Consider the following 19,160-nt stretch of genomic DNA (forward strand, 5'->3'; position numbering starts at 1 on the left):
AAAAGCCTAAGAGGAAAAAAGGGTTAAAAGCTTTTAGAAAGAAAATGTGGGGGAGGGTTTGATGAGGGTGTGGCACAGCCCATCCCCTAAAAGTTTAAAATTTTCAAGTTGCCATGCAAGCAAAAATGCAAACGAAATACCATGCGTTTACTTTGCCTAAACCTCCTATAATCCCCACTACATGGGCATTCATATCTCTTTGCATTGTGCAAAAACAGACTTGACACAGAGACAAAAATTGCGCTAGAATGCGCGCAATTAAAAAAGTTCTTTGATGTGTCGGTGTGTCAAAAAATGAGACGCAGTGAGCCAAGTGCTGAAAAGTAGCTTGTCTTAGCCTATCTGCTTAAGATTTAGAGCCCCTAGTTTAGGGAGTTGTGAGAGAATGAGGTAGAGGGATTGGGGGAGGAGTTGATATAATCTTTCCACTTGTTCTTTTATTTGGGTCTTTCAGAGTTTTGTTGATTGGCGATGCATTGTTTAATCACTTCCAAAGGCGCGCCTTCTGCGGAAAATATAGGGTATGAGTATGCTCAAAGAGCAGGCACTAATTATCCGCCTAGTCAAAGCTAGGGGTTTGGGGTGGGGGGGAAGGTCTCTACCATAAGAACACAGAGCGAGAACTGCACTCTCTCTACTTAGAAGCATCGACCCAGGGGACCTACATGTCCTTGGCATTTGGATATTTCACCTGATGGAGATTGTTATTTATTCACATGTTATTCACATGTTATTCACATGTTATTCACATGAGTTTAGCGACATGTATTCACAAGTGCGTAAAAAGCCCTTTAAAAATCACCTAAAACTTATTTTTTTGTGCCTTTGTGTGAACGAATAAAAGTTTTTTCCTACCTGCATAAGTACCTACACGATGTACTTCCAAAGCTCTTTTCACATTTTCACACACCCTACTACTATGACTAAAATCTATTTATCTAAGATTTTTTGCAAACTTTGGAACTGACACACAACCACCGCGATAGCAAATCCTCTATCATGGCTAATGCTCACATGCAGGCTTTGCAAATGAAAAGCACGCATTTTTTCAGGTAATAGTGTGATTTGTGGAGCCCCTCTAGCATTCTTGTGCAGACAAATATCTAAAAAACCCAATCGTGCTCCAATACCCACTCCTAAAGCCTTAGAGCAGGCTTCTTTAGCCGCCCATGCCCCAGCCAAACTAGCAGGCTTTGCAAAAAAGGTTTGTTCGTAAGGGGAAAGAAAACGATCGAGAAAATGTTGCTGGTGGCGGGCTAGAACCTTAGCGATGCGATCAACTGCAATCAGATCGACCCCAATCACTGAATTACAAAATCCGTAAAAAAGACATTTTTTACAAACCCATCGATCAAAAAACTATTGATATTGCTCCGAATTTCTTCCTTGAGTTTGTTCTTCCCTTTAAGAGTAGAAATCTCCTCAACGGATTTAGAGGAAAGGATCTCGATAATGGTATCCTTAATCGCCGTCTCTTTAACCTTCACTTCTTCTAATAACTTAGGATCGTTTAGCTCTAATGAAATACTAGTCTTAAGATAACGACGCCCGTTCTGACTGATCAAATTTACAATGAAAGCACTGCTCAAGGGATAGAGTGGCCCTAAAGAGAGATAATCTGAGGAGCGCACCATCACGGAACCTGCATCTGGACTTTCATTCATAGGAGCGCTACGCATCTGTTTGCCCCCACTTGCACTAGGTGTGCTGCTAGGTTCCGCGCTTTTTCCCATAAACAAGATCACAATCACGCCGACTAAAATCAGCATGACCAACACCGCTCCCATCACCACAAACAACATCGCCTTGCTCTTCTTAGGAGCCTTTGCTTCTTCTGGCATTCAAAGTCCTTTTTATGATTTAGAATAATAGCTTAGACTGGTGCGCCCAAATCTAGTTTGCTTGATTATACTAAAGCTTGCTAGATTTCTGGGCATAGGAATGGAGCTCGCGTGCTCAAAAATTGCCAAGGTATCTTTCAAAACATCTAAACATTCCAAACACTGCAAGCTTGCCTCTAAAAGCCCTCCAAAGGGGGGATCAAAATAGAGAATATAAGGCATGCTTAGCCCTATTAAATAATTTTGCAGCAAAATGAGCCCATCACCCTGAATGGCATGGGCGCGCGCACTATCCCTTCGCTGGTAGGTATCAATGTTGGTTTGCAATACCTCAAAAACTAACGGGTCTTTTTCAAAAAATAAGGCTTCACATGCTCCACAACTTAAAGCCTCCAGCCCCACACTTCCACTCCCCCCAAAGACCTCTATAAAAACCCTAGAAGCAATTTGGGGTCGCAGAACATTAAAAAGCGAAGTGCGCACAATAGCCTTCGTGGGGCGGGTAATCTCTTTGGGGGGTATGCGCAAACTAAGCCCCTTGCACACCCCGCTCAAAATCTTTAAAGCGTAAGGGGATTTGGACATTAAGGACGATACTCTTGTATTAAATCTAAAAGCTTACGGGTGTATTCACTTAATAAAGTCTGCACCCTGCTCTCTAAGCTTTCTGCCTGGAGCTTTTGAGTGTAGAGTTCCTGTAGAGATTCTAAAAGACTTGTACGCGTAAAGGGCACGCTCACATGCATCCCTTCCGCTGAACCAATGAAGTAAGTCGTCTTGATGGGCTTCTCGATGAAGTGATCACTCAGAATAAAATCACAGCTCTCAGGTGAGCACAAAAAATCTTGCAAATAGGACTCGAGCACATGGCTTAAGAGTAAAGAATGGCAATCCAGGGCTATTTTCATCTCTCCTCTTTTTAAAGCGCATTCTGTGCTATTATTACACATCTTGAGTTTGAAAATGCTTACCTAGGGGAATTTGTGCAAAAACACATCCGCAACTTTTCTATTATCGCCCATATTGACCATGGCAAGAGCACTTTAGCCGATTGCCTGATTCAGGCTTGTAAGGCCTTGGACACGCGTGAGATGACCAGCCAGGTTTTAGACACCATGGATATTGAAAAGGAAAGAGGCATCACTATTAAAGCCCAATCAGTGCGTTTGGGCTACCGCTTTGAAGGGGTGGATTACATTCTAAACCTCATCGACACCCCAGGTCATGTCGATTTTAGCTATGAAGTCTCGCGATCCTTGCACGCTTGTGAGGGCGCTCTCTTAGTGGTAGATGCCACGCAGGGTGTGGAGGCACAAACCATCGCCAATGTCTATATTGCCCTAGACAATCACCTAGAAATTTTACCCGTGCTCAATAAAATTGACCTCCCCAACGCTGATGTGCAAGCCGTAAAACAAGATATTGAAGACACTATCGCACTAGATTGCTCTGAAGCCTCCTGTGTGAGCGCTAAAAATGCGCTTGGTATTACAGAATTACTTGAGAAAATTATTACTCAAATTCCCCCACCCATAGGCGATCCTGATGCACCCACTAAGGCGTTGATTTATGATTCTTGGTTTGACAATTATCTGGGAGCATTGGCGCTAGTACGGCTCAAAGAGGGGTGTTTAAAGGTGGGACAAGAGGTGCTAGTAATGGGCAACCAAAAAACACACCAAGTACTAGGGCTTTACTACCCTCACCCTCTACATAGAGTGCAAAGCCCTCGTATTGAGTGTGGAGAAATTGGCATTGTGGCTTTGGGTTCTAAGAATCTCACAGACATCGCGGTGGGTGACACGATCACCGATGCCAAAGCCCCTACTCCTACTCCCATTGAAGGCTTCATCCCTGCTAAACCCTTTGTCTTTGCCGGACTTTACCCTATTGAGAGCGATCAATTTGAAACTCTTAGAGATGCGCTCTATAAACTCCAACTCAACGATGCTGCTTTGCAGTTTGAGCCTGAAAGCAGTGTGGCGCTAGGGTTTGGATTTCGAGCGGGATTTTTGGGACTCTTGCACATGGAAGTCATTAAAGAGCGCCTAGAGAGGGAGTTTAAACTCGATCTCATTGCCACAGCCCCCACTGTGGTGTATGAAGTGCATTTGCAAAATGGGCAGGTTGTGATGGTGCAAAATCCCAGCGAATTGCCTGCCGAAGGGAACATTGTCTGCATTAAAGAGCCCTTTGTGCGGGCTAATATCATTACGCCTAGTGAATATTTAGGTAATCTCATTAACTTGCTCAATAAGCGGCGCGGGGTGCAGGAAAAAATGGAGTATTTAAACCAAAGTCGCGTGCTCTTAACCTATTCCATTCCTAGTAATGAGATTGTGATGGATTTTTACGACAAGCTTAAATCCTGCACCAAGGGGTATGCAAGTTTTGATTACGAACCAATTGGCTATCAAGAGGGGCAATTAGTGAAGTTGGATATTCGGGTCGCCTCCGAAGTAGTAGATGCACTCTCCATCATTGTCGATCGCTCTAAAGCCTATGAGAAGGGTAAGGCATTGGTAGAGAGCATGAAGAACTTGATCCCTCGCCAACTCTTTGAAGTTGCCCTACAAGCCAGCATTGGCAATAAGATTATTGCCCGTGAAACCATCAAATCTGTGGGTAAGAATGTTACAGCAAAGTGTTATGGTGGGGATATCACCCGCAAGCGCAAACTGCTAGAAAAGCAAAAAGAAGGTAAAAAACGCATGAAGGCCATTGGAAAAGTGCACCTTCCCCAAGAAGCGTTTTTGGCAATCTTAAAAATTGATTAAAGGAGTTTGAATGTGGCGTTATTGTCTTTTGTCCCTGCCTTTAAGCTTGAGTTTGTGGGCTGCTGAGGCTCATAAATGGAGCTACGAACATCCCACAGCCCCTCGCCAGTGGGGGGATCTGCACAAAGATTTTGAAATGTGTAAAAGTGGGAAGAATCAATCTCCCATCGATATCGAGCACTACTACAACGCTCCAGACAAGGAGAATTTTGGGGTTTTTTATCAGAACAATGCTAGGCCCATCTCTTTGGAGTATTCCCACCATACTTTTGTTGCTAAGTTCAATACGCCTAAAAATCATGTTTCTTACCGCGATCATGTCTACAAGCTAGTGAACTTGCATTTCCATGCCCCAATGGAATTCAGTATCCACAAAGAGCGTCAACCCTTAAGCATGCACATGGTTCATCAGGATGCAAATGGTTCGTTACTGGTTTTAGGAATTGGCTTTGAGATCGGCGAACCCAATGAGATGATCGCCCACCTCTTAGAGGCTTATGCACGCAAAAAAATCCCTCAAGCTTTGGATTTGGAAAACTTGCTCCCCTCTACGATTAACTATTACCATTTCAATGGCTCGCTCACCACTCCCCCCTGCACAGAGGGGGTGGCGTGGTTTATTATTGAAGAAACCTTAAGTGTGTCAGAAGAACAACTAGAAGCTCTTAAAAAGATCATGCATTATGTTGAAAATAGGCGACCACCCCAAAAAGATTACAATAGCGTGATTGTTAAGAGCTCTGCGGTGTTGCGTGAGCCTGAGCATGTGCAATAATGTTCTCACAAAGTGCCCTGGACTCTAGGAAGGTGACATTTTTAAATTGTGTCTTGTTGAAAGTGATCTGCCGTTTAGCCAGCTGGCAGGTGTGGATATAGATCGCTTCTTTAAGCCCCTCTAAGTTGAGTTTACCCTCCAAGTACGCTAAACACTCCTTAGGTCCAATTGCTTTAAAGGGTTGGTGGTGCGTTCCGTGTGTGTGCGCGAGGCCCTCTACCTCCTCAATAATGCCCTGATCGAGCATGTTCTGGGTGCGTCGAGCAATTTGAGCGCGCAAGACTTCCTTAGGCAGAGTGAGGGCATAGAGCTTAATGGGCAGGTTAAAGGGGGTTTTGGGGTGGGTTTTAAAATACGCACTAGGAGGGGTTTTGGCAGCTAGGTAAATTTCTAAACCCTTTTGAATGCGGTAGGTATCCTTAGGGTGGATTTTGGACGCATAAGCGGGGTCTACCTGTGTTAAAAAAGTATGAGAATCGGATAAGTGAGCGATCTGGGCGCGCACTGCCTCATTTACGGGAGGCATGGGACTCAAACCCTCTAAAATCGCCTTGAGATAGAACCCACTCCCTCCTACGAGCAATAACACGCCCTTTTGTGTAAGGGCTAGAGCCTTTTGTAATTCTTGGGCAAAGATGGGGGCATTGTTGGGCTGGTGGATGTCTAGGACATTAATCGCATAATGCTTCACGCGTTGCAAATCCCGTGCGCTGGGTTTGGCTGCGGCAATGTTAAAATCTTTATAAATGCTCAAAGAGTCCAGAGAGAAAATTTCCGCGTCTAAATCTTGGGCGAGCTCAAGAGCTAAAGCACTCTTGCCGCTTCCACTCGCCCCTAAAATGGCAATTAGAGTGGGGCTAGTCACTAGGGAGCTTTATAAGTGGCTAAAAATCCTTCTAAGTCGAAGCGCACGCGTTGATCATGGGTGAATAAGTGCACCATCATGTCTCCTAGGTCGATAATGATCCACTCTTCATTTTGAGCATCCACCGCATAAAATTGCTCGCCTAAGGGCTTGAGCGTGCTTTTGAGATGATCGAGCAAGGCTAGAGCATGTTTAGGGGCTAGAGTGGTGGCAATGATCACCTTTTGAGTCACATAAGCGCGATCGCTCAAGTCAAAGACCACAATATCAGCTGCTTTTTTATCTTCTAGCAAGTCTATAATTCTACTAATTCTAGGATCGGACATGGGTCTCCTTGAAAGCTTGAATCACACCTCCTTGCAGGGCAGCAGGGATGTGGGGAGGGATTTTGTGTTGGGCTAAAAGGGCTTTAATTTGGCTTGATGAGATGCATTCTCGGATTTGAGGAAGGGGCATGTAAAGGGAGGAAGCACAGGGTTTAAGCATGTAGCCCTCTCTTTGCACCACTACAAATTGCGCGTACTCTTGCATGGTCGTATAACCTTCCCACTGGTCTAAATGCGCCAAATTGTCTGCGCCGATCACAAAATAGAGCTCGCTGGGTTGCAAGGTGCGGTAAAAATGTAATACGCTCTCCACACTGGGCACAGGGCGTTGCGCGCGGATTTCAAAATCGCTCACTTCTACCTTAGCCAAGCCTCTTAAAAGTTCTTGCATCCATGTATAGCGCTGAGTAGCACTAAAACAAGGCGCGTCCTTAAAGGGATTTTGGTAGGCCACCAATACAATGAGTTGATCGATATCCAAATGCTTTAACACTTGATAGATCACTTCTAAATGGGCGATGTGGGGTGGATCAAAGCTCCCCCCATATAGGGCAATTCTTAATCCGCTAGGTGTTTTGCTCAAAGCTGGAAGCCTTCGTGAGTTTGGAAAATTTTACCCCTTTAAGCCCTCCAATTTCTAGGTGCAAATGCATAATTTCTGAAGGCTTACCCTTTAAAATAATGGTTTCTAGGCAATTATTGGAGTTTAAGTGTACATGGGTAGTGCACATAATAGTAATATGACTTTCGTGCTGAATATCGATAATCTTTTGGTTAAGCTCGCGTTGGTGATGATCGTAGATAATCACCAACACCGCCACAGTAACTCCTTCCTTGGCGTCGTTAGAATTCCCATCAGTGGACCAATTATCTTCAACTAACTTTTCACGAATCATATCACGCACCAGCTCTGAGCGCGAAGAGTAACCATTTTTAATAATGCGATTATCCAATTCATCTAAGAGATTTTGTTGCAAAGATACGGAAAACCTGATAATGTCGTCCTTATGGTCCATAAATGCCCTTGTTGGAAAAATTCCGCCACATTCTAGCCTAATTTGGCTTATTGTGCCCTAATTTGGGCGAGGAATCTGCGGCGGTGGAAAGCTAGAGCGTAGCGATGTGCCTCATCTCTCAAGCGCTGTAAAAATTGCAAACAGGGGTCGTTAGCTTTCAAGCGCAACACGCGATCGCGCGTGTAGAGAATATCGGGCACATCGCCCAGAGACCGCCGGGTTTTACTTGCCACCTTTGCCTTAGCAATGCCCATCACTTCTACCTTAATGTGGGCGCGCTCCAAAATCTGCACAGCCAAGCTCACCTGCGCCCTACCTCCATCTAAGAGCCATAGATCGGGAGGGTGCTGTAATCTCTTAATGCGCCGCTCTAAAAGCTCTTGCATTTGGCTGTATTCGTCCTTGCTCTGTAACAGATAACGCCGATAGGCTTTTTTAACCCACTCTCCTTTTTCAAACGCCACCATACCCCCCACACAATGGCTTTGGGCGTGGTGGCTCACATCAAAGACCTCAACGCGTTCTATAGGGGCTTTAAGTCCTAAGAGAATTTGCAGGGCGCGTGTGTGTCCCTCCAAAGGGTGCTGCAAGCGTTCTAAGAGGGTTTGAATTTTAGCCCAGCGCTCGCGCTGAATTGTCGCTTCTTCAAAGCGCTCTTGAGAAGCTAAAGCGCGCATGCGCGCCTCTAAACGCGCACACAACTTGGGCAGATTTTCTAAAAGCTCCACCCCATCTTGAATTAAAAGCGCGTAATCTTGGGGACTGATCTTGCCCTCGCAAGGCGCTTTGCAGCGCCTGATCTCATAAAAAATACAAGTGTGCTTACCCCGTACACAACTTGGGCTCTGCACTAGGGGGATAAAATCTAACACACTTTCTAAAATCTCCTTGGCTGCAGAGCTAAAGGGGCCAAAACAACGCAGAGAATCGCTAGGATGTCTTTGTAGGTGTAGCACAGGATAGGGCAAAGCAGGGTCAAAGCAAACATAGGGATAGGTTTTGGAGTCTTTAAGCAAAATATTATAGCGAGGCTGGTGTTTTTTGATTAAACGATCTTCTAAGAGCAACGCTTCGTGCTCATTGGAGGTTAAATGCCATTCCAAATGTATAATTTTAGATACCATATCGCGCACACGGGCGTTATTTCTAGGGCTGGGCAAAGCGTGCCCCTCCTGCAGACTAAAATAACTTAGAATGCGTTTTTTAAGGTTTTTGGCCTTGCCAATGTAGAGCAAATTGTGGTTTTTATCAAAGTAGAGATACACCCCACAACTCTCGGGCAGATTTTCAAGCTGACTGATTTGCATGCTTTTGGATATACAAGCGGATGCGCTCAAATGCAGCCCTTAGTTCAGGGTCTTGGGCGTGGTTGGTGAAAGTGCCCTGTGCGCATTCGTCATAATAAAGTTTAGAGGGCTTGGGCTTGAACTTTGCCCTGATCGCTTGGGGCACATAGGCTTTTACTTCAAGTTGATCGGGAATTTCTAAATCTAAGCGTTTGACCTCTCTGAGTAAAATTTGGCTAAATTCCTGGGCATGTTTGCGAAAATAGCTGTACGCGCTAGGGTGGCCAAAAGCAAGCCAGAGTTTAGAGTTTTTGATTATAATGGAGCTAATCGCCTCCCTGATTGGGAGGGGCAAAAAAAGCTTGAGCCGGTTGAGCTTGAGACGCATATCTAGGGGTTTGAGAAAGGGCTTGTTTTGCAGATCGGACAAAATACTTCGCGAATCTTTCATTTTAGCATATTAGCATGTTTGCTAGCCGGTTGTGGTTATAAAGCCCCCCCTTTTTACAAGACAAAACAATCTTCGCCCTATCCTCATGCTCAAATGCCAAATGCCGATCATTCCATCCAAGAGAGTAACCCCTGAATGCAATTCACCCCCTACCCCTTTGAACGTCTCAATACCCTTTTACAAGGTATCACCCCCTCCAAGATCACCGATTTAAGCATTGGTGAACCCCAATTTCCCACACCTCTATCTATCCAACAAACTTTGCAGGTCCACACGGACACACTGAGGTTTTACCCCAAAAGCGGGGGAGAAGATTTTTTAAAAGAGGCACAGAGGTGCTTTATAGAACACCATTTCAAGGTGTGCTTAAGAGATGATCAGATTTTACCCACTTTGGGCTCTAAAGAAGCTCTCTTCAGCTTTCCTATTTTTTATCTGCATGACAAATCTCAGCCCAAGATCGCCATGCCTGATCCGCTCTACCAAGTCTACCTGGGGAGCGCGCAGGTGGCTAAGGCACAACCCCTTTTTATGCCCCTGAGCCCAGCTAATCACTTCACCCCTGAGCTAGACCCTGCACTAAAACCCCACCTAGTCATTTTAAACTCCCCCAACAACCCCACCGGGCGCACCTTGAGTTTAGAGGAATTGAAAGTTTGGGTGTTACGCGCCCTAGAAGAGAATTTTGTGCTTCTCAATGATGAATGCTATAGCAATATCTACGCCACCACACCTCCCCCCTCTATCTTGCAAGCCTGCACTGAGATAGGCAATACTGAGTTCAAAAATGTCTTAGCGATCAACTCGCTTTCTAAAGCCTTGAGCGCGCCGGGCGTGCGTAGTGCGTATATCGCTGGAGATGCCAGCATTTTAAAACAATACAAGATTTTTAGAGGTTATAGTGGATGTGCAACTCCTCTGCCCTTGCAACATGCTGGTGCGGTGGGGTGGTTAGATTTTGAGCAACAGGAGCAAATCCGCCAGCTCTATGCCACCAACTTACAACTAGCCCAAGAAGTCTTAAGCGTACCTATCGCGCCCACAAGCTTTTATGTGTGGCTAGAGGCGCGTAATGGGAAGGATTTTGCGCGCTATCTGTTCGCCCACACGGGGATTAAAGTTTTGCCCGGCGCGTTTTTAAGCCCTAGTAATAGCCCCCATAGCGTGCCCTTTGTGCGCGTGGCGTTGGTTTATAAAAATATGCGCCCTATCTTAGAAGATTTAAAAAACGCCCATCAAAATTATTTAAAGGGTGTGGCATGCTAGATCGCCCCATCCACACCTATAAAATCCATTTCATTGGCATTGGAGGAATTGGTATTTCTGGCTTAGCAAAATATTTAAAAGCACAGGGGGCAGTAGTGAGTGGCTCGGACTTGGTGCAAAGCTCCATTACAGACTATTTAGCCAACTTAGGTATTCCCATCACTATCCCGCATAACCCAAGCGCGCTCACCGATCAAGAAGTGGTGATCCACTCCGCCATTATCAAGGTGGACAATGTGGAGATTGTCGCGGCGATGGAGAAAAATTGCGTTATTCTCTCGCGTAAGCGGGCGCTAGAATACATTTTGGGAGGTAAGCGGGTCTTTAGTGTGTGTGGGGCGCATGGTAAAAGCACCACTAGCGCAATATTAAGCGCATTGTTGCCTCATTTTGGGGCGATTATCGGGGCGACTAGTAAAGACTTTGGTTCAAATGTGCGCGGGAGCGATAGCTCTAGTTTGGTGTTTGAAGCCGATGAATCCGATCAAAGCTTTTTGCACTCTAATCCCTATTGTTCGCTGGTCACTAATGCTGAGGTGGAGCATTTAGAGGGTTATGATTATAATTTAGATGCCTTTTATCAAGCCTATACAGACTTTTTAAAGTTAGCCCAAAAGCGCGTGATCAATGTGGGGGACCCCTTTTTAAAAGAGTGCGGCCTAGAGTCGACACGCCTAGACCCCGCCAAAGACATTAGTCAAATTAGCTATTTTTTAAGGGAGGATGAACCTTATACTCGTTTTAAGCTCAGAGATTATGGCTTTTTTGAGGTGTGGGGTTTGGGGGAGCACACGGCGAGCAATGCGGCTTTGGCTATTCTAGCTGCCCTGGAAGAGTTGCCCTTAGAGAGTTTGCGCGCCAATCTGCTAAATTTTAAGGGTATTAAAAAGCGCTTTGACATTCTTCAAAAAGACTCACTCTTGCTCATTGACGACTACGCCCACCACCCTACCGAAATTAGTGCTACCCTGCAGGCACTGCAAACCTACGCGCAACTCAAAGGCTTGCAAGAGAGCATTGTCATTTGGCAACCCCATAAATTCTCGCGTCTATTGGATAATTTGGAGGATTTTCAAGCGTGCTTTAAACACCCTATTGTGAGTCAACTTTACATTTTGCCCGTATGGCGCGCAGGCGAGCAGCCCCGCGAGGTAGACATGCATACTCTTTTTGGGCATTTGCAACCCACATTTATCGATTCTGTGTGGCGCACCCCAAAAGGCTTAGAGCTCTTTGTGCAGGGAGTTAAGATACGCACTTTGCATAGCGGGCTGGTAATAGGCTTTGGAGCAGGCGATATTACCAGCCAACTTAGAGGGGAGGTTTAATGGGGGCGTGGATTGTTTTAGCTCTAGTGTTGCTCTTACTATGGCTACTACTCAAGGATTTTGGGTTGACGCGCTTGAAACAAAAGCTAATGGGTGTATTTGCGCTCGCGCTCTTAGGGGGTGTGGTGGGGTTTTACACTTATGAGCAAGATCGCGCCAATCGTACCCAAATAGATTTGCAACGCGCCTTTTTGCGGGGCGAAACTCTACTCTGTAACCATGTAGAGGTCAATAATAAAAACTTCAATTTGGTAACCGGCACTCTGAGTTTTTTAGGCAAACCCAATAGCCCCATGAAAGATACCTTGATCGATTTACAATCTTGCCAGAAAAAGCCTCTTGAACACGCTAGCTAACCAATTAGATTTAGAACGCTTTTTAGCTAACTTTGCCAACTTTTTAGCCCGCCCCAAAGAAGTAACAACCCTAACCCTGCGCCCCAGCACTTGGGAGCATTTGCAAGAATTTGAAAGTCTAGATTTTGCCCCCCCTAGCGCGATCATCTGCCTAAAAGAAGCTCTCAAAGCCTTTAAAAAGGGAGGGGTATGGCGTTTAGAAATTTTATTTGAATTTGTGAAGATCACGCGCTATTTTGCCTATCTAAAAGCGCGCGCGCGCCCCAAAGAACATCCCCATGTATGCGCCTATTTAGAAAATATTCACTTCCCCGCTCCTCTGTTAGAGCTAGAGGCGTGCATGCAAGATGTCCCCGCTCTCAAAGAGGGTTTTTACCCCGAATTAGACGCGTTGTTAGAGAGTTTAGGGCGTTTGCAAGTCCAACAAAAACAAGTCTTCAATCAAATCTTAAGCCGCTCGACTCTGCAACTCTATCTAGCCGATCGCCAAGTGCATTTTGTGCAGGGGATCGAAACTTTGCTACTCAAGCCGGGCTTTTCTGCCGTGCTTAAGGGCGCGGTGGTGGCGCGCTCCCATAGTGGGCAATTTTACATAGAACCCTTAGAAGTGAAGAGTTTAGCGCGCAAAATCCAAGAAACGCGCAATAAAATAGAAGAGAGTGTCGCGTACATCTGCGCACAATGGAGTCAAAAATTACGTCCCTATTTTTTATTTTTGCGCTTTATTAATCACGAATTTGACTATATAGACCATCTGCAGGCTCGCATATGTTTTGCTAAAAGCGCGAATCTAAGCTTTATCAAGCCCAACGCACACGGGCATTTTGTGCTCAAAGATTTTGAACACCCCAATCTCAACAACCCTAAACCCCTTTGTTTAGACTTCAACCAAGCCCTGCTGTTGGTTACGGGGGTTAATACGGGGGGTAAAACGATGTTGCTCAAATCCATTTTGAGCGCGACGTGGCTGGCTAAACACTTTTTGCCCTTTAAGATCAACGCGCACCACTCCCAAATCCCCCATATAGAAAATATCCAAGCCATCATCAACGACCCACAGAATAGCCAAAATGACATCTCCACCTTCGCCGGGCGCATGCTCGATTTTAGCCATGCTCTAACTACCCCTCATCTCTTGCTAGGAGTGGATGAGATCGAACTAGGCACGGACGCATCAGAGGCAAGTTGTTTGTATAAAGTGTTGCTAGAAACATTGTTAGCTAAGGGGGCTAAGGTGGTGGTAACCACGCACCACAAGCATTTAGCGATGTTGTTGGCTAAAAATCCTGCCGTGCAACTGCTCGCAGCTAATTATGATCTGCAAGCTCAAATGCCTACCTACACCTTCACCCCGGGACTCATTGGCAAGAGTTACGCCTTTGAGAGTGCCCTGCGTTATGGTGTGCCTTTGGATTTGATAGAGCAAGCGCGCGCCCTCTATGGCGCAGAGCAAACCCACTTAAATGCTTTAATTGAGCGCACCAGCGCGCTAGAGCAAGAGCTCCTTAACGAGCGTGCCCAGTTAGAATATGCTAAACAAGCCCATGCGCAGAGCGTGCAAGCGCACTTGGCGCAAATGCAAGATGCTCAAGAGCAACAAGAAGTCAAACAGCGCACCCTAGAAAAAAGCTACCAGCAGGCATTAAGAGCGCTACAAGATGCGCTTAAAGAGTTTGAACGCACCCATAATAAAAGCCACGCCCACCAGCAAATCCAAGCCATCAGAGAGGGTTTAAAGCTAACCAAGCCCCCAGAGTCTAAGTCTTTAGAAACTTCCCTTACCATTGGCATGGGGGTTGTCTATGGAAAACAAAAAGGGCAGATTGTGGGTTTGAGTGGGGAATTATTTGTCGTGCTCTTAGAGAATGGACTCAAGATCAAGACTCGCGCCCATGCCCTCAAAGTGTCTCACACACGCCCCCAAGCCCCCAAGCCCCAAGTTAAATTAGAGTGCAAGCCCCAAGCCCACGCGCGCATGCGCCTAGATGTGCGCGCTTTAGAGGTGCAAGAAGCCCTAGAGCAAGCCCAAGACTTCTTAGCCAACGCGCTTTTAGCCGGTTTTGAAGAAGTGTTGATTGTACATGGCAAGGGTAAGGGGATTTTACGCCAAGCCCTTAAGGGGTGGCTCAAAACCCATCCTAAGGTGATTTCTTTTGAGGACGCACCCTATAATCTGGGCGGTTCAGGTGCGCAGATTATCAAAATATGAATGGCTTAAAAATTGTAGATATAGTTAGCAAAGAGGGCGAGTTTGCGCCTGAAGACAATGCTAGCTGAACCATTTTTGCCATAATTGCCCCAGTCGTTGCGATCTTTTTCTGTGTAATAATTATGTGCCATGAAGGGGAATCGCACCCCCATCTCAAACCCTTGGTGCTTGGTCAAATGCACTCTAAAACCCCCTTGAAGCGCAATCTGAAAACTGGGCATGTTGTAAAACTTGGCCTCCTGTCCAAAGGACTCCATCAAGCTTGCCTGATTTTTCCAGTAAGCGTCAGCGCTCACACAGCGGTGCGGTTCGCTAGGAATTTGGGTTTGACAGCTCTTGTTGCTGGCATAACTCTTTCCCAGTAACCAGCTCTCCCCCCCTATAATTGTTCCCACGAAAATCCCTAGACTAACTTCTTTTCTATCATAAAAATTGGAGAGAAGATCGATTCCTGCGCCGTAAAAAAACACCGCAACACTCTGGGTGGCATTGATTCTCTGTTGGGTTTGCCGACCAAAGGCAAGGTAGGAATAATATCCTCCCTGCGCGCTTCCAAAGGCATAGTAACGCAAACCAAAGCGTTTTTCCTTGCCAAAAAATTGTTTATAGCCCACTTGTAAATCGCCCCCAAAGAGGGCCCCAGAATATTTATCACCTCCCAAAATTTCACTACCCACACGAGGTATGGGCGCAAAAGGCTCAAATAGGTTTTCCATGACCATCTTGAAGTTCCAATCGCGCATGAAGTGGGAATACACGAATCCACCTCCCAAAAATGCTCCATTGCCCTCCGCATTGAGAGATATAAAAAGGGTGCTAAGTGTGGCTAAAACATGTTTGTAGCGAGAAAATAATAGCATCAGAATCTTGCTCCATGGATGCATCTTGGCGCGAAACACCCCCCCTCCCCCGAGGGAAGAATTTCCTAACTAAAGTGTCCCAAAGGACACTAACTAACAAAACTCCACATCGAACGCCTCTCACAAGACCACTTCCAGAGGACGATCGTAGGGATTGTAGCATAACTAAACTAAGTGCTTGCACTTCCATCGTGAAGTGCCCACATGCTACTATCCCTATAACAGAATAACCAAAACTAAGACTCGTTTAAGGTTGTAGAGGTTCTAGGAGCACTCTAATACCCGCTTTAAGCACAAGAGGATTCTTCATGTCGCTTATCCTGATAAAGCGCACGCGATCGGGTATATCTAAATTCACCTGCGGGGTGGCCTTGACACTATGTGTAAAATCTAGCATGTGTAATGAAGAATCAAAAAAACTAATTTGAGGATACCATTCGGGCGTGTTGGCAATGATGTGTAACCTGCCGCTATAGCCCATGTCCAACCAATACTCTCCGCTAATTTCTTTAAGCGCCAAGTAATTGCCTGAGGGAATGATCGTAGTTGCATTAGCTAACTTTGGAGTGCGCACTCCAAAATAATACACCCAGTCCCGCAAATTATTGCGTTTTAAATCCGCTAAGATGAAACCTTTCCTAGCGAAAAGCACAGCGATCAAGTTTGGGTCTAGGGCGTATTCTGTCTTAAGTGTAAAGACTGCTTTGCTCCATGCGTCTTTGTAATCCACCTCCAAGACCGTAAAATACGCATAGCCCATGGACGCAAGCACACTTTGGATGGTTTTCAAAAGCAATAGAGGAGAAGTTTTCGCTTGAAAACTCACCTGCAATGTGCTGGGTTTGCCAAATTTCAAAGGTAAGAGACCATTGTCCTTCAAAGCGTCCACCACTTTTTTGACTTGTAGCTGCCCTTGCTGGTAAAATGTCTCGCGTTTGTTAAACACACGCCAGATGAAGTTTTTATTGACCTGATAAAACTTTTCACCCACCAGATTCTTGATTTTGTCTTCCAAGGCATCGCCCAGGAGAAACCCATGCCAAGTTGCGAGAATTGCCAGGCATGCTAGAAATCTCAAGACTTATTTACTCCGTTCTTGATAGTGGGTATAGCTGATGCGGCGTAAACCATTTTTGGGTGTATAGAGAAGTCTTAAAGGCTTATCCTGACGGAAATCAGAAACTTGGCCATTGGCCTCTAAAGATACATTGCCTCGCCCAAAAGCTAGGAGCCATTTATGCCCCTTGGTTTCTAAAATAAGGGGATCTCTTATGGTAACTTGAGTCTTTTTCCTAGTATTTAAATCGATGCGCTCCATCCACACTTCTTCCTTGGGTGTGATAACGATTACCTTAGACTTATCAATGGGTGCCTCCTGAGCAGCCTCCTGAGATGGCGAACCCTCCTGGACCTGTTGATTTGCTTGGGTAATTTGTTTTTCCTCTTGATTGGAAGCAGGAGTTGTTGGAGGTGGTGTTTCTGCTTGTGGGGCTTGAGATACACTGGGTTCTGGAGTTTTTTGGGCAGATTCTGGAATGGTTGAAGTCGGTTCAGCCACGCTAGACTCTGCGTTATCCTGGGTAGGAGATGGTGTAGATGTATCTTGTTTTTGGTTTGGTTCTTGTGATGGAGTGTAGCGATTGTAATAAATGTAGGCCCCAACTCCTACCAGCAAAACCAAGGGCAAAACCCACGTCAGCTTCGAAGTTTTTTTAGGTTGGAAAGAAGCAAGTGCTTCTGGGTCCGAGCGAGGAGTATTCACAAAGGGCGACTTCTCTGATGTATCAGGCTTATCCTCTATAGGAGGTTTGAAGAAAAAGCTTTTATCGTATTCTATAAGCCATTGACCCAAGTTCAGATCATACTCTTTCTCTAAAATTTGAATAAAACCCACTGCGTGCACGCGTTGCAAATCTTCAAAACGCTTCTCTAAAATTGCCGTGATCTTGGGATGAGCGATCTTGGTTGTTTGGGCAATTTCTTGGATACCCCTTTCTTTGAGAGAGGCAAGATTTTTGTCCAATTCTGCTAGTTTTGCTTGGTCTTCCATTATCGTGTCCTGTCCATAATAATTGCTCCCGCCACACTCACATTGAGCGACTCTATCCTACCCTGCATGCTAATGCGCACAATTTGATCCATTTTACGCAGGATTTTGGGAGATAAGCCAGCTCCCTCACTGCCCAGAAAAATTGCTAAGGGGTGTTCAAATACCATCTGGCGTACATCTTGCCCTTGCATGTGTGCGCCATAGAGATGCACGCCAGCATCTTTGAGTTCTTGTAGAGCATCTAATAAATGCGGGTATATGCAAAATGGCACTTCATAGAGCGCGCCCATACTCGTGCGTACCAACCCTTCGTAGGGCAGATGTGTGTCCATGATCACCCCCTCAAAGCCCAGACATGCAACGCTACGGAATAATGCACCTACATTTCCCACATCACTCAAACCACATAGCACGAGGATTCGGTCCAATGTTTTGAGTGTAGCCAGTGTAGTGCTTTGGGGAGGACGCACCTTAGCCAAAAACCCTTGATGATTGCCACCCCTTACCATAGCTTGGGCTTTTTGAGAATCTATGCGTGTAATGGTACTTTGATACTCTCTAGCATGGGCACGCAGGCGCGCAAAAATTTTTTTATCCACCTCTTTAGCCAAATACCATTCTAAAACCACATCTGGATAATGCGTCAGAATGTACAAGATCACCTGCTTGCCAAAGATAATCATGCATCCAAGCCTAATGCGTAAAGCGCTTTGGTCGAAATTCCTTTAAGTTTAGCCAGTAGTTTCGCCTTGATTTTAGGAGGGAGATCCATGTCCGCAATCTCTTGGTAAGAGAGGCTAGGCTCCGCGCGTGGACGCATGGCGCACACCAACACCCACTCTCCAAGTAAAGCCTTGGGTGGAAGAGCCTTGAGCTTCTGATAGACCTCTAGCACACTACCCTTATGACGCTGTTCGTGGAGCTTGGTCATCTCCTTAATAGCAAATAGGGGGTACTCAGGCAGGATGGAAGCTAGATCATCCAAGGTTTCCAGCAGACGTCTAGGACTCTCATAAATCACACATGCGACTTCCTCCTGCAATGCAGTGCAACTGGCAACAAGTTTAGCAATCTTAGCACGCCGTTCCACATTCTTGGAAGGCAAAAAGCCCACAAAATGGAACGACTTTGCAGTAAAACCACTCGCGCTATAAGCGTTCACGCATGCGCTCGCACCGGGCAAAACCTCATACTCAATGCCATGTTCTTGAGCAAAGTCTACCAGTCTAGCTCCTGGATCACTCACACAGGGCATACCTGCGTCGCTGACAAATCCCACATGCCGACCCTGAAAAAAAGAACTCCCCATCTGACTCAAAAATGTTTCCTGATTATGGGAGTGGAAAGAGTAAAACGACTGCTCAGGGGTTTTCAAAACCCCTTCCTGAGCGAGTAGGAATAACAACCTCTTGGTTACGCGCACATCCTCGCACAGGAGCACATCACAACGCGCTAAAACCTCCAAAGCGCGCAATGTCATGTCCTTCAAATTGCCAATGGGGGTGGGCAATAAACTCAACAAAACTTACTGCATTTTGTATTTTTGTCTGAATTTCTCCACACGCCCTGCGGTATCGGCGATTTTATCACTCCCTGTGTAAAAGGGGTGGCAAAAGCTCGAAATATCGATGCGCAACTCACTCTTGGTGCTCAACACTTCAATTTGCTTCCCACTTGTAACGCAAGTTACCTTGCAAGGCACATACTCTGGATGAATTCCCTTCTTCATGCTCACTTCTCCACAAGCTTTTTGC

Annotated in this window: 22 protein-coding genes; 6 read left to right on the forward strand and 16 right to left on the reverse strand. The window is 45.8% G+C overall.

Features of this window, described 5'->3' with window-relative positions; translation table 11 throughout:
* Positions 1–930: 930 nt before the first annotated feature.
* The 4 genes from acpS to KCO92_RS01875 are packed head-to-tail and all read right to left on the reverse strand — an operon-like array spanning position 931 to position 2,749.
* Positions 931–1,305 (reverse strand): holo-ACP synthase, encoded by a 375-nt coding sequence (gene acpS, locus KCO92_RS01860; RefSeq protein WP_104696050.1) that lies wholly within the window; start codon positions 1,303–1,305, stop codon positions 931–933.
* Complete coding sequence (fliL, locus tag KCO92_RS01865; RefSeq protein WP_104696049.1) at positions 1,302–1,841, reverse strand: flagellar basal body-associated protein FliL; 540 nt, start codon at positions 1,839–1,841, stop codon at positions 1,302–1,304. Before fliL ends, acpS begins: the two co-directional genes overlap by 4 nt.
* A 12-nt stretch (positions 1,842–1,853) precedes the next feature.
* Complete coding sequence (gene rsmD / locus KCO92_RS01870; RefSeq protein ID WP_104696048.1) at positions 1,854–2,426, reverse strand: 16S rRNA (guanine(966)-N(2))-methyltransferase RsmD; 573 nt, start codon at positions 2,424–2,426, stop codon at positions 1,854–1,856.
* Entirely contained in the window at positions 2,426–2,749 is a 324-nt protein-coding gene (locus KCO92_RS01875; protein WP_104696047.1) for a hypothetical protein, read from the reverse strand. The genes rsmD and KCO92_RS01875 overlap by 1 nt, the downstream gene beginning before the upstream one ends.
* Before the next feature lie 75 nt (positions 2,750–2,824).
* On the opposite strand from KCO92_RS01875, the gene lepA reads away from it, so the two are divergent.
* Both lepA and KCO92_RS01885 read left to right on the forward strand, forming a co-directional pair.
* Entirely contained in the window at positions 2,825–4,618 is a 1,794-nt protein-coding gene (gene lepA / locus KCO92_RS01880) for a translation elongation factor 4 (protein WP_104696046.1), read from the forward strand.
* Between the two features lie 10 nt (positions 4,619–4,628).
* Positions 4,629–5,393, forward strand: a complete 765-nt coding sequence (locus tag KCO92_RS01885) for a carbonic anhydrase family protein (RefSeq protein ID WP_104696045.1) — start codon at positions 4,629–4,631, stop codon at positions 5,391–5,393.
* Here the strand turns inward: KCO92_RS01885 and miaA are convergent.
* From miaA to KCO92_RS01915, 6 genes are read right to left on the reverse strand one after another with little or no spacing between them, the layout of a single operon-like run.
* Positions 5,350–6,258 (reverse strand): tRNA (adenosine(37)-N6)-dimethylallyltransferase MiaA, encoded by a 909-nt coding sequence (gene miaA, locus KCO92_RS01890; protein WP_104696044.1) that lies wholly within the window; start codon positions 6,256–6,258, stop codon positions 5,350–5,352. The two genes, KCO92_RS01885 and miaA, sit on opposite strands and share 44 nt — an antisense overlap.
* The gene (rsfS, locus tag KCO92_RS01895) at positions 6,258–6,584 is read right to left on the reverse strand and encodes a ribosome silencing factor (RefSeq protein WP_104696043.1); all 327 of its coding nucleotides are present in this window, start codon (positions 6,582–6,584) and stop codon (positions 6,258–6,260) included. The genes miaA and rsfS overlap by 1 nt, the downstream gene beginning before the upstream one ends.
* Entirely contained in the window at positions 6,571–7,167 is a 597-nt protein-coding gene (nadD, locus tag KCO92_RS01900; protein ID WP_104696042.1) for a nicotinate (nicotinamide) nucleotide adenylyltransferase, read from the reverse strand. The genes rsfS and nadD overlap by 14 nt, the downstream gene beginning before the upstream one ends.
* Positions 7,151–7,600: a nickel-responsive transcriptional regulator NikR gene (gene nikR / locus KCO92_RS01905; protein WP_104696041.1), complete on the reverse strand. Its 450-nt coding sequence runs from the start codon at positions 7,598–7,600 to the stop codon at positions 7,151–7,153. The genes nadD and nikR overlap by 17 nt, the downstream gene beginning before the upstream one ends.
* A gap of 47 nt (positions 7,601–7,647) precedes the next feature.
* Positions 7,648–8,937 (reverse strand): GIY-YIG nuclease family protein, encoded by a 1,290-nt coding sequence (locus KCO92_RS01910; protein ID WP_233710507.1) that lies wholly within the window; start codon positions 8,935–8,937, stop codon positions 7,648–7,650.
* Positions 8,888–9,337: a hypothetical protein gene (locus KCO92_RS01915; RefSeq protein ID WP_104696039.1), complete on the reverse strand. Its 450-nt coding sequence runs from the start codon at positions 9,335–9,337 to the stop codon at positions 8,888–8,890. Before KCO92_RS01915 ends, KCO92_RS01910 begins: the two co-directional genes overlap by 50 nt.
* 135 nt (positions 9,338–9,472) lie before the next feature.
* Here KCO92_RS01915 and KCO92_RS01920 point away from each other — a divergent pair, with 135 nt between their 5' ends.
* From KCO92_RS01920 to KCO92_RS01935, 4 genes are read left to right on the forward strand one after another with little or no spacing between them, the layout of a single operon-like run.
* The gene (locus tag KCO92_RS01920) at positions 9,473–10,603 is read left to right on the forward strand and encodes an aminotransferase class I/II-fold pyridoxal phosphate-dependent enzyme (protein WP_104696038.1); all 1,131 of its coding nucleotides are present in this window, start codon (positions 9,473–9,475) and stop codon (positions 10,601–10,603) included.
* The gene (gene murC / locus KCO92_RS01925; protein ID WP_104696037.1) at positions 10,597–11,931 is read left to right on the forward strand and encodes a UDP-N-acetylmuramate--L-alanine ligase; all 1,335 of its coding nucleotides are present in this window, start codon (positions 10,597–10,599) and stop codon (positions 11,929–11,931) included. The genes KCO92_RS01920 and murC overlap by 7 nt, the downstream gene beginning before the upstream one ends.
* Positions 11,931–12,287: a hypothetical protein gene (locus KCO92_RS01930; RefSeq protein WP_104696036.1), complete on the forward strand. Its 357-nt coding sequence runs from the start codon at positions 11,931–11,933 to the stop codon at positions 12,285–12,287. The genes murC and KCO92_RS01930 overlap by 1 nt, the downstream gene beginning before the upstream one ends.
* Entirely contained in the window at positions 12,271–14,496 is a 2,226-nt protein-coding gene (locus KCO92_RS01935; protein ID WP_104696035.1) for an endonuclease MutS2, read from the forward strand. The genes KCO92_RS01930 and KCO92_RS01935 overlap by 17 nt, the downstream gene beginning before the upstream one ends.
* Positions 14,497–14,501: 5 nt before the next feature.
* On the opposite strand, the gene KCO92_RS01940 is transcribed toward KCO92_RS01935, so the two are convergent.
* From KCO92_RS01940 to rpmE, 6 genes are all read right to left on the reverse strand, one after another.
* Positions 14,502–15,356 carry an outer membrane protein gene (locus KCO92_RS01940; RefSeq protein WP_158653022.1) on the reverse strand — a complete coding sequence of 285 codons (855 nt, stop codon included), beginning with the start codon at positions 15,354–15,356 and terminating at the stop codon, positions 14,502–14,504.
* A 247-nt stretch (positions 15,357–15,603) separates the two neighbouring features.
* On the reverse strand, positions 15,604–16,371 hold the full coding sequence (locus tag KCO92_RS01945) for a hypothetical protein (protein WP_233709709.1): 768 nt from the start codon (positions 16,369–16,371) through the stop codon (positions 15,604–15,606).
* A gap of 66 nt (positions 16,372–16,437) precedes the next feature.
* The gene (locus KCO92_RS01950; protein ID WP_104696032.1) at positions 16,438–17,406 is read right to left on the reverse strand and encodes a hypothetical protein; all 969 of its coding nucleotides are present in this window, start codon (positions 17,404–17,406) and stop codon (positions 16,438–16,440) included.
* The gene (locus KCO92_RS01955; protein ID WP_104696031.1) at positions 17,406–18,089 is read right to left on the reverse strand and encodes a TrmH family RNA methyltransferase; all 684 of its coding nucleotides are present in this window, start codon (positions 18,087–18,089) and stop codon (positions 17,406–17,408) included. The genes KCO92_RS01950 and KCO92_RS01955 overlap by 1 nt, the downstream gene beginning before the upstream one ends.
* The gene (gene rsmI, locus KCO92_RS01960) at positions 18,086–18,928 is read right to left on the reverse strand and encodes a 16S rRNA (cytidine(1402)-2'-O)-methyltransferase (RefSeq protein ID WP_104696030.1); all 843 of its coding nucleotides are present in this window, start codon (positions 18,926–18,928) and stop codon (positions 18,086–18,088) included. The genes KCO92_RS01955 and rsmI overlap by 4 nt, the downstream gene beginning before the upstream one ends.
* A gap of 3 nt (positions 18,929–18,931) precedes the next feature.
* Positions 18,932–19,135 (reverse strand): 50S ribosomal protein L31, encoded by a 204-nt coding sequence (rpmE, locus tag KCO92_RS01965; protein ID WP_104696060.1) that lies wholly within the window; start codon positions 19,133–19,135, stop codon positions 18,932–18,934.
* Positions 19,136–19,160: the final 25 nt, after the last annotated feature.

The sequence above is a fragment of the Helicobacter salomonis genome, from assembly GCF_017979425.1.
Lineage (GTDB): Bacteria > Campylobacterota > Campylobacteria > Campylobacterales > Helicobacteraceae > Helicobacter > Helicobacter salomonis.

Coding starts and splice junctions, on each gene's coding strand:
- KCO92_RS01955 (WP_104696031.1), bottom strand. CDS start 18,089: ATGATTATCTTTGGCAAGCAGGTGATCTTGTACATTCTGACGCATTAT.
- murC (WP_104696037.1), top strand. CDS start 10,597: ATGCTAGATCGCCCCATCCACACCTATAAAATCCATTTCATTGGCATT.
- rpmE (WP_104696060.1), bottom strand. CDS start 19,135: ATGAAGAAGGGAATTCATCCAGAGTATGTGCCTTGCAAGGTAACTTGC.
- KCO92_RS01950 (WP_104696032.1), bottom strand. CDS start 17,406: ATGGAAGACCAAGCAAAACTAGCAGAATTGGACAAAAATCTTGCCTCT.
- KCO92_RS01930 (WP_104696036.1), top strand. CDS start 11,931: ATGGGGGCGTGGATTGTTTTAGCTCTAGTGTTGCTCTTACTATGGCTA.
- fliL (WP_104696049.1), bottom strand. CDS start 1,841: ATGCCAGAAGAAGCAAAGGCTCCTAAGAAGAGCAAGGCGATGTTGTTT.
- rsmD (WP_104696048.1), bottom strand. CDS start 2,426: ATGTCCAAATCCCCTTACGCTTTAAAGATTTTGAGCGGGGTGTGCAAG.
- KCO92_RS01885 (WP_104696045.1), top strand. CDS start 4,629: ATGTGGCGTTATTGTCTTTTGTCCCTGCCTTTAAGCTTGAGTTTGTGG.
- KCO92_RS01920 (WP_104696038.1), top strand. CDS start 9,473: ATGCAATTCACCCCCTACCCCTTTGAACGTCTCAATACCCTTTTACAA.
- rsfS (WP_104696043.1), bottom strand. CDS start 6,584: ATGTCCGATCCTAGAATTAGTAGAATTATAGACTTGCTAGAAGATAAA.
- KCO92_RS01875 (WP_104696047.1), bottom strand. CDS start 2,749: ATGAAAATAGCCCTGGATTGCCATTCTTTACTCTTAAGCCATGTGCTC.
- KCO92_RS01940 (WP_158653022.1), bottom strand. CDS start 15,356: ATGCTATTATTTTCTCGCTACAAACATGTTTTAGCCACACTTAGCACC.
- nikR (WP_104696041.1), bottom strand. CDS start 7,600: ATGGACCATAAGGACGACATTATCAGGTTTTCCGTATCTTTGCAACAA.
- KCO92_RS01915 (WP_104696039.1), bottom strand. CDS start 9,337: ATGAAAGATTCGCGAAGTATTTTGTCCGATCTGCAAAACAAGCCCTTT.